General features: G+C 43.9%; 7 protein-coding genes, 1 other RNA gene and 2 pseudogenes. 7 read left to right on the plus strand and 3 right to left on the minus strand.

The features are described 5' to 3' along the window. The 3 genes and pseudogenes from Q0614_RS04075 to Q0614_RS04085 form a co-directional block, all read left to right on the plus strand. A partial coding sequence (locus tag Q0614_RS04075; RefSeq protein WP_298786732.1) for an EAL domain-containing protein occupies positions 1 to 594 on the plus strand: 594 nt, incomplete at its 5' end. Positions 595 to 635: 41 nt separating this feature from the next. Then, positions 636 to 968: pseudogene (queF, locus tag Q0614_RS04080) on the plus strand (preQ(1) synthase); the annotation flags it as partial. After that, entirely contained in the window at positions 968 to 2,203 is a 1,236-nt protein-coding gene (locus Q0614_RS04085) for an HD domain-containing protein (RefSeq protein ID WP_298786734.1), read from the plus strand. The pseudogene queF and the gene Q0614_RS04085, both read left to right, overlap by 1 nt. A 3-nt stretch (positions 2,204 to 2,206) precedes the next feature. Here the strand turns inward: Q0614_RS04085 and ffs are convergent. Continuing rightward, an RNA gene (gene ffs / locus Q0614_RS04090) (signal recognition particle sRNA small type) lies at positions 2,207 to 2,304 on the minus strand. Between the two features lie 47 nt (positions 2,305 to 2,351). Here ffs and Q0614_RS04095 point away from each other — a divergent pair. From Q0614_RS04095 to Q0614_RS04105, 3 genes are all read left to right on the plus strand, one after another. Next, the gene (locus tag Q0614_RS04095; RefSeq protein ID WP_298786735.1) at positions 2,352 to 2,771 is read left to right on the plus strand and encodes a hypothetical protein; all 420 of its coding nucleotides are present in this window, start codon (positions 2,352 to 2,354) and stop codon (positions 2,769 to 2,771) included. A 64-nt stretch (positions 2,772 to 2,835) separates the two neighbouring features. Continuing rightward, positions 2,836 to 4,638 (plus strand): translational GTPase TypA, encoded by a 1,803-nt coding sequence (typA, locus tag Q0614_RS04100; RefSeq protein WP_298786736.1) that lies wholly within the window; start codon positions 2,836 to 2,838, stop codon positions 4,636 to 4,638. Between the two features lie 113 nt (positions 4,639 to 4,751). Further along, on the plus strand, positions 4,752 to 5,339 hold the full coding sequence (locus Q0614_RS04105; protein WP_291938868.1) for an HAD-IB family hydrolase: 588 nt from the start codon (positions 4,752 to 4,754) through the stop codon (positions 5,337 to 5,339). Positions 5,340 to 5,785: 446 nt separating this feature from the next. Here the strand turns inward: Q0614_RS04105 and Q0614_RS04110 are convergent, their stop codons facing one another. Together Q0614_RS04110 and Q0614_RS04115 are read right to left on the minus strand one after the other, a co-directional pair. After that, entirely contained in the window at positions 5,786 to 6,598 is an 813-nt protein-coding gene (locus Q0614_RS04110; protein WP_298098407.1) for a transporter substrate-binding domain-containing protein, read from the minus strand. Between the two features lie 227 nt (positions 6,599 to 6,825). After that, positions 6,826 to 7,629: a transporter substrate-binding domain-containing protein gene (locus Q0614_RS04115; protein WP_298098411.1), complete on the minus strand. Its 804-nt coding sequence runs from the start codon at positions 7,627 to 7,629 to the stop codon at positions 6,826 to 6,828. A 170-nt stretch (positions 7,630 to 7,799) separates the two neighbouring features. Here Q0614_RS04115 and Q0614_RS04120 point away from each other — a divergent pair. Then, a pseudogene (locus Q0614_RS04120) lies at positions 7,800 to 8,026 on the plus strand (hypothetical protein); the annotation flags it as partial.

Raw genomic sequence — 8,026 nt, forward strand, 5'->3', positions numbered from 1 at the left:
ACAAAAAGTAGAATTTTAGATATTTTGCTTCTAAATCATTATGACATCAAATACGATATTTCGATGATGAGGCAGATTTCTAGGATCATCTATTTTAAAGATATTGACGCTAAAATTTTTATCGAGGTCATGCCTCAGACCCTGCGAAATAACGAGTTTCGCAATGAAATTTTAAAGCTCATCGATAATAATCTGATTGATCCGAAAAAGATCGTGTTTGAGTTTAACGAAAAGCTTATTTATTCGGAGATCAAGCGCTTTGATGAAATTTTGATTAAATTCCGCGAACTTGGATTTAGCTTCGCGCTGTCGCAGTTCGGCGGCTCAAACGCGAGCTTTGAGTATTTAAAATTTCTAAATGTCGATTTTATTGTTTATGATATAGAATTTAATAAAAATTTAGACGATGAAAAGATTAAAAATATTTTTATAGGCATCAACGAAGCCTGCGCAAAATCGGGCGTCAAAACCATAATGCGCTTTGTAGATAAGCAGGAATTTCAAATGAAACTTTATAAAATGGGTATCGATTATATTCAGGGATTTTGCGTCGAAAAACCGAATGATATATCGAATTTAAGGAGATTACAGTGAGATATGGTGAAGAGGAAATTGAGAAATTTGACATAGAAAAGATGGAAGTTTGGCCCAATAAACAGGAGCGTGACTATTTGATAAAAATAACCCTACCCGAGTTTTGCTGCCGCTGCCCGCGTTCTGGCTATCCGGACTTTGCGACGATCTATCTGGAATATATCCCGTATAAGCTCGTAGTGGAGCTTAAGGCGATTAAAATTTACATAAATTCATTCATGAACCGCTATATCAGCCACGAAGATAGCATAAATGAAATTTACGGCGCGCTGCAAAGCAAGCTAAAGCCTAAATTTATGAAAATAAGAGGCGATTTTAATCCGCGCGGCAATGTCCACACGGTAATCGAAATAAACTCGGATCAAATTTACCGATGATAAGCTCAAATTTAGTCGAACAAATTTTTAAATCCGCAAGCATTAGTCGCTGGAATGATTACCCAAAGATGGTGAGTTTAGTCGAGCTCGACAAGCAGGCGCATAAATTTATTATCGCTTATTTTATCGCTAGCTTTGAGCGCGACGTGGATATCAACTACGTCATCGAAGCGGGGATTTTCGAGTTTTTAGCGCGCATCGTTGTGACCGACATCCGTCCGGACGTCTTTCATCAGATACAAAAAACCAAGAAAAAAAAGATCAACGAATGGGTTTTAAGCGTCCTAGAAAGCGATCTTTTGCCTGTTCAAAACGGTGCGTTTTTCGAGCGATTTAAAAAATATCTAAATTCCAAAGATCATAAAAAAGAAGCCGTGATCTTAAAGGCGGCAAGCTACCTTTCTACGCGGTGGGAATTTAATATCGTATATCAAACGAGCCAGTTTTTAAACGATATCGAGGAGCTAAAATCCAAGGTCGAGGAGGAGCTCGAGGATTATTATGAGCTCATCGGCGTGCGAAAGATCGTGATGAATAAAAAACTTGCCCGCATAGTCGATCTTAGCGGCAGACTTCGTTTTCAAAAACGATGGGCTCAGACGCCGCGCATTCCTGAGACATCGGTGCTAGGACATATGCTGGTAGTCGCGATTTTAAGCTACTTTTTTTCGCTTGAAGTTGGTGCGTGCCGCTCGCGCACGGTGTATAATTTTTTCTGCGCGCTATTTCACGATCTACCAGAAAGCCTCACTCGCGACATCATTAGCCCCGTAAAATACGGCGTCAAGGGCCTTAGCGACATCATCAGCGAATATGAGATGCGGCTAATAGACGATAAAATTTTGCCTTTCGTGCCGGAGCATATGAGAGATGATTTCAGCTATATTTTAGGTATTCGCAAAGAGGGTGGTAAATTTATAAAAGACGAGTTTGAAAACCGCACCTTCGAGCTAGGCAAGGAGCCTAAATTTGCAGAGGGCAGCTTAAAGATGTTTAACGAAGATAAATTTCGTTCAATCGACGGCAAGGCACTTAAGTATTGCGACAAACTAGCGGCATTTTTTGAGGCTGGAATTTCGATCAGTTACGGCGTGAAAAGCAAGGAGCTGCTTAGCGGGTATAATTCGATGTTAGAGTTTTTCAAAGCCAAGCCGAAAATCGAAGGCGTTGATTTTCAGAGTGTTTGCGAGGATTTCAAAGAGCATTTCGGGCTTAATAGGATCGATTTGTAAAACCCCTTCCCAGATGGCTGCGGCACATGCGAGATCTAAGTGCTCTGCTGTATTCCTACCCTGAAGCGGTGCCTAAAAAAAGCATTGCACAGGTCTAAGAAAGGGCAAACGGGATTATATGGAAATGTTTCTTAAAGTAAGGTTATAAATGAATTTCAAAAATCATCTTCTATCCGTATTTCGCGAGGTCTTTATCCCTCATCATCGCTCTATCGAGTTTAGAGCCAAAATTTTTGCCGCGATGCTGCTTGCCAAAAAGAAGCAGACCGACGAGGATTACGACGTGATCAAAGATATAGCGGGCGAAATTTACGTAGGCGACGAGCAGCGCATCGGCGTGCTTGTTTCCATCGTAAAAGAGTATATCTTAAAGGCGAAAACCTATAAAAGTTTAAATTTAGACTCGCTTCTAAAAGAGATCGACAGAGATATCAAAAACAACAAAAAATATATCAAAAAGATTGATTTTTCACATCTGCGTCGTTTGATCGGAGATGATGACGAGGATGCGCTGATCCAACAGCGCGTTTATGAGTTTTTTGTCTGCGAAGTCAAAGAGTACTCGTAAATTTTTATCTTAAGAATTTTTTTAGTATAATCGTCAGCCTTTAAAATAGCAAACGGAGAAAAATTTGGAAAATATCAGAAATATTGCGGTTATCGCGCACGTTGATCACGGAAAGACCACTATCGTAGACGAGCTTTTAAAACAATCCGGCACCTTTGGTAATCACCAAGAAGTCGGTGAGCGCGTGATGGACAGCAACGACATAGAGCGCGAGCGCGGCATTACGATACTATCCAAAAACACCGCCATCCACTACGGCGGCGTTAAAATTAACATTATCGACACTCCGGGCCACGCCGATTTCGGCGGCGAGGTCGAGCGCGTGCTAAAGATGGTCGACGGCGTGCTTTTGCTCGTCGACGCGCAAGAAGGCGTTATGCCGCAGACGAAATTTGTCGTGAAAAAGGCACTATCTTTAGGGCTCAGACCTATTGTAGTCGTAAACAAAATCGACAAGCCCGCAGCCGATCCAGACCGCGTGGTAAATGAAATTTTCGATCTTTTCGTAGCGCTTGACGCAAACGACGAGCAGCTTGAGTTTCCCGTCATCTATGCCGCGGCCAAAAACGGCTACGCAAAATACGATCTAAGCGATGAGAGCGCCGATATGAAGCCGCTTTTTGAGACTATTATCTCTCACGTTCCAACTCCGAGCGGTAGCGATGAAAATCCGCTGCAGCTGCAGGTTTTTACGCTCGATTACGACAACTACGTCGGCAAGATCGGTATCGCTAGGATTTTCAACGGCACGATAAACAAAAACCAAAGCGTTATGTTAGCTAAAGCCGACGGCACGCACATTAACGGCAGAATTTCAAAGCTCATCGGCTTTAATGGGCTTGAACGCACCGACATCGATGCGGCGGGCACGGGCGACATCGTGGCGATTGCTGGTTTTGACGCGCTTGACGTAGGTGATAGCATCGTCGATCCCAATAATCCGATCCCGCTTGATGCGCTGCATATCGAAGAGCCCACCCTTAGCGTAATTTTCAGCGTAAATGACGGACCGCTAGCGGGCACGGAGGGTAAATTCGTAACCTCAAACAAGATCGACGAGCGCTTGGAAGCGGAGATGAAAACCAACATCGCGATGCGTTATGAAAACGTGGGCGAGGGAAAATTTAAAGTAAGCGGTCGCGGCGAGCTGCAGATCACGATTTTAGCCGAGAATATGCGCCGCGAGGGCTTTGAGTTTTGCCTTGGGCGCCCGGAAGTTATCATCAAAGAGATCGACGGCATCAAATGTGAGCCTTTCGAGCACCTAGTTATCGACGCGCCTGATGATTGCACCGGCACCGTCATCGAAAAGCTAGGCCGCAAAAAGGCCGAGATGAAGGTGATGAACCCTACCGGCGACGGGCAGACGCGTATGGAGTTTGAGATCCCGGCGCGCGGTCTTATCGGCTTTCGCTCGCAGTTTTTGACCGATACTCGCGGCGAAGGCGTAATGAACCATAGTTTTTTGGAATTCCGCCCTTTCATCGGCGCGGTCGAGAAGCGACAAAACGGCGCGCTCGTGAGTATGGAAAACGGAGTAGCGTTAGGATACAGCCTGTGGAACCTGCAAGATCGCGGCGTGCTTTTTATCGCTCCGCAGGCGAAGGTCTATCTGGGCATGATCATCGGCGAACACAGCCGCCCGAACGATCTGGACGTCAATCCGATCAAGGGTAAAAATTTAACCAACGTCCGCGCCAGCGGTAGCGATGATGCGATCAAACTCGTGCCGCCGCGAGCATTAAATTTAGAGCGCGCTTTGGAGTGGATCGAAGAGGACGAGCTTGTGGAGGTTACGCCAGTAAATATCCGCGTGCGTAAGCGATACCTGGATCCTACGACGCGCAGACGAATGGCTAAAAAATAGAATTTTTGGATGAAATTTTAAAATTCGGCGTGAAATTTAGCTTTTAAATTCCACGCCTTTTTTTATAGGCAAATTTTAAAATTTACGCTTCTGAAATTTTACTAGGAGAGGCAATGAATCTTGTTTTATTCGACTTTGACGGCACGATCACGCGCGATGATTCGCTGCTCGAGTTCGTCGCCTACGTAGTCGGATTTAAGAAATTTTTTCGCGGGATTTTGGTGCTATCGCCCATTTTAGCGGCGTATAAGCTAGGCCTTGCGAGCAATAATTTTACGCGCAGAAAACTCTTGGGCTACTTTTTTGCGGGCATGAGTGCCGATAAATTCGATAAAATTTGCAAAAAATACTCCACCACTCACATCGAAGATATCCTAAAACAAAGCGCGATGGACAAGATCGCAAGCTACAAAGCCGCGGGCGATAAAATCGTCATCGTCACCGCCTCGCTAGAAGACTGGCTGCGTCCGTGGTGCGACGCGCAGGGTTTGGAGCTTTTAGGCACTAAAATACGGCGCAAAGGCGGCATCATCACGGGTGAGATCGAGGGGCAGAACTGCTACGGCGCGCAAAAGGTCGCTCGCGTGCGCGCGGCATACGACGTGCAGGCTTTCGATCGCGTTATCGCTTACGGCGATAGCAGGGGCGATCGCGAGATGTTAGAATTCGCCGACGAGGCGCACTACAAGGCGTTTGAGTAAAATTTAACGGCTGAAAGCTGAATAATAGCATCTGCGGCGACTACGCTTTTGCTGAGAGCTAGATTTCTCCTCACGTAGAATTTTATCCTTTTAAATTTATCGCGCTTATCTGGGGGATTTTATATCACACGATAAATTTTTATATTTTATCGTAGCGCAAAAGCCCTGAATTACGAAATTTTGTTGCAGAATGGGATTTTAAAATTCTTGTTGCAGATAAAATTCTGAAATTCCGTCGTGCATAAAATTTTAAAATTTTATCGTAGCATGGAATTTTGCTCCGAATGGAATAGATGTTTTTAAACCGAGCGTAAGATAAAATTTAAAATTTTACGGAATTTATTGGTTACTAAAATTTCAAAATTTGCAGGTTTCAGAATATCTACTCGCCGCATACGAAGCGGAATTTTAAAATTTCAAAATTCCGCGCCTTAGAATTCTAAGCTCTAAAGCATGTTGTAAATTCCGTCTAGCAGGAAGTATTTTCTATCCGCCGTACCGCGGTAAAATGGCTCGAAAGTGTCCTCATAAGCCTTTTTGAAAAAGCCCTCTTTGCTTAGCTTGATTAGATCGGCATTGATGAAATCAAGCAGGCTTTGATTGCCTTTTTGCACGCCGACGCCTAAGAATTCCGCCGCGCCTAGGTTTTTAAACGGCACTTCGAGCGTATCGTCCACGACAGCATAGGCTAGGACGATGATGTTGTCATTGGCATAACCGTCGGCTCTGCCGTCCTTCATCATCGCATAGCACTCGGAGGTATTTTTGCAGTAAACTAAATTGCTAAATTTCTCTTTGCGCAAATAGCGCTCGGTCATTGAGCCGTTGGGATTTTTTTCGATTGAAATTCTCATATCGCGAACTTGCGCAAAGTCCTTCACTTGATCCTCTTTACGCGTTACAATGCCAAAATTTACCGATAGATACGGAAGCGAGAAATCCACCTGCTTCTTGCGCTCTTGCGTAATCATAAAGGTGCCGATAACCATATCGACCTTGTTATTTTTCAAAAACGGGATTCTATCGCCCGCGGTTACGGCTACGAACTGCACTTCGCCCTTTTTATCGCCGAAAATATCTTTGGCGATTGAGCTAGCAAGCTCGATTTCAAAGCCCTCAAACTTGCCGTTATTAGACTCGCTTAGCGGCGGACGACCTTCGCGCACGCCTACTCTGATAACCCCTGCCTGCCTGATTTCATCTAGTGTATTTGCAAAAATGCTAGCGCAAAATAAGGCTAAAATAAAAAGTAATCTCATAAAAAGCCCCCTACTTTTTAGTTTTGAAATAATTATAGCACTATATATTTTAGAGAAAATAAATTCAAGCGGTTTAAAATTTAATCACCGCGCGTATGCAAGTTTGAAATTTAGGGGCGAATCGGGGATTTAAAATTTAATGAATTTGAAAAATTTTAAATCCCAAGATTTTAGTTATACAAGCTACCTGCGATAAATTTTATATTTTAATTCCTAGCTCTACGCTTTTATAGCAAATCATAAATTCCATCTAGCAGGAAGTATTTTTTATCCGCCGTACCGCGGTAAAAAGGCTCGAAAGTGTCCTGATAAGCCTTTTTGAAAAAGCCCTCTTTGCTTAGTTTTACAAGCTCTGCGTTGATAAAATCAAGTAGCTCCTTATTTCCTTTTTGCACGCCAATACCGATGAAATCGGGCTTGCCGAAGTTTTGAAACGGCACTTCGAGCGTATCGTCCACGACGGCGTAGGCTAGCACCGTGATATTTAAATTGATGTATCCGTCAGCTTTGCCGTCTCGGATCATCGCGTAGCATTCGCTTGTGCTTTTGCAGTAGCTTACGTTGCTAAATTTCTCTTTTTTGAGGTAATTATCTACGGTCGTGCCCTCTTCGGTTATGAGCCTCATATCGCGCAAACGCGATATATCTTTGATGGCGTCCGCTTTGCGAGTTAGTACGCCGAGATTGGTCGAAAAATACGGCATCGAGAAGTCCACGTGATTTTTACGCGCCGAATCGATTACGAAGGTAGCTGCAACTATATCGACTTTATTATTGACTAGATACGAGACGCGATCGGCGGCGCTTAGAGAGACAAACTGCACTTCGCCTTGTTTGGCACCGAAAATCGCCTTTGCGATCGCATTGGCAAGCTCGATTTCAAAGCCTTCAAATTTACCACCACTAATCTCGCTAAAAGGCGGTCTGCCGTCTCTGACGCCTACTCTAATGACGCCGCTATTTCTGATCTCTTGCAGCGTGTTTGCAAAAAGCCCCGCACAAAGCAAGATCAAAGTAAAAAGTAGTTTCATTTGCCGCTCCTTTGTTTAGGTTATTTACGGCTAATTCTAGCGAAATTAAAATCAAAAGGCGCTTTTTTAGGCTAAATTTATTTGCCGTTTGCTTTTTATGAAATTTCAAGACGCCGTTAAATTTAGCCTTAGATTTGATATAATCGGGCAAAATTTATGGAAAGGATGATATGAAAAATTTTATCTTTTTGTGGCTTTTACTTGCGGGCTGCGCTTTCGGCGCCGCTAAAGAGGATGCGGCGGCTTCTACTACGCAGCAGGCGGCGTCAAATTTGCCGCAGCCGAATTTTGAAATTTTTTACGATGAAAATGCTAGCGATGCGCAGATAGATGCGGGGTTGGATGCGCTTTTAGAATTCGCGGCGCAAAACAGGGGCAGGATCGACGAGGATTTCGG

The organism is uncultured Campylobacter sp. (assembly GCF_937997595.1).
GTDB lineage: Bacteria > Campylobacterota > Campylobacteria > Campylobacterales > Campylobacteraceae > Campylobacter_B.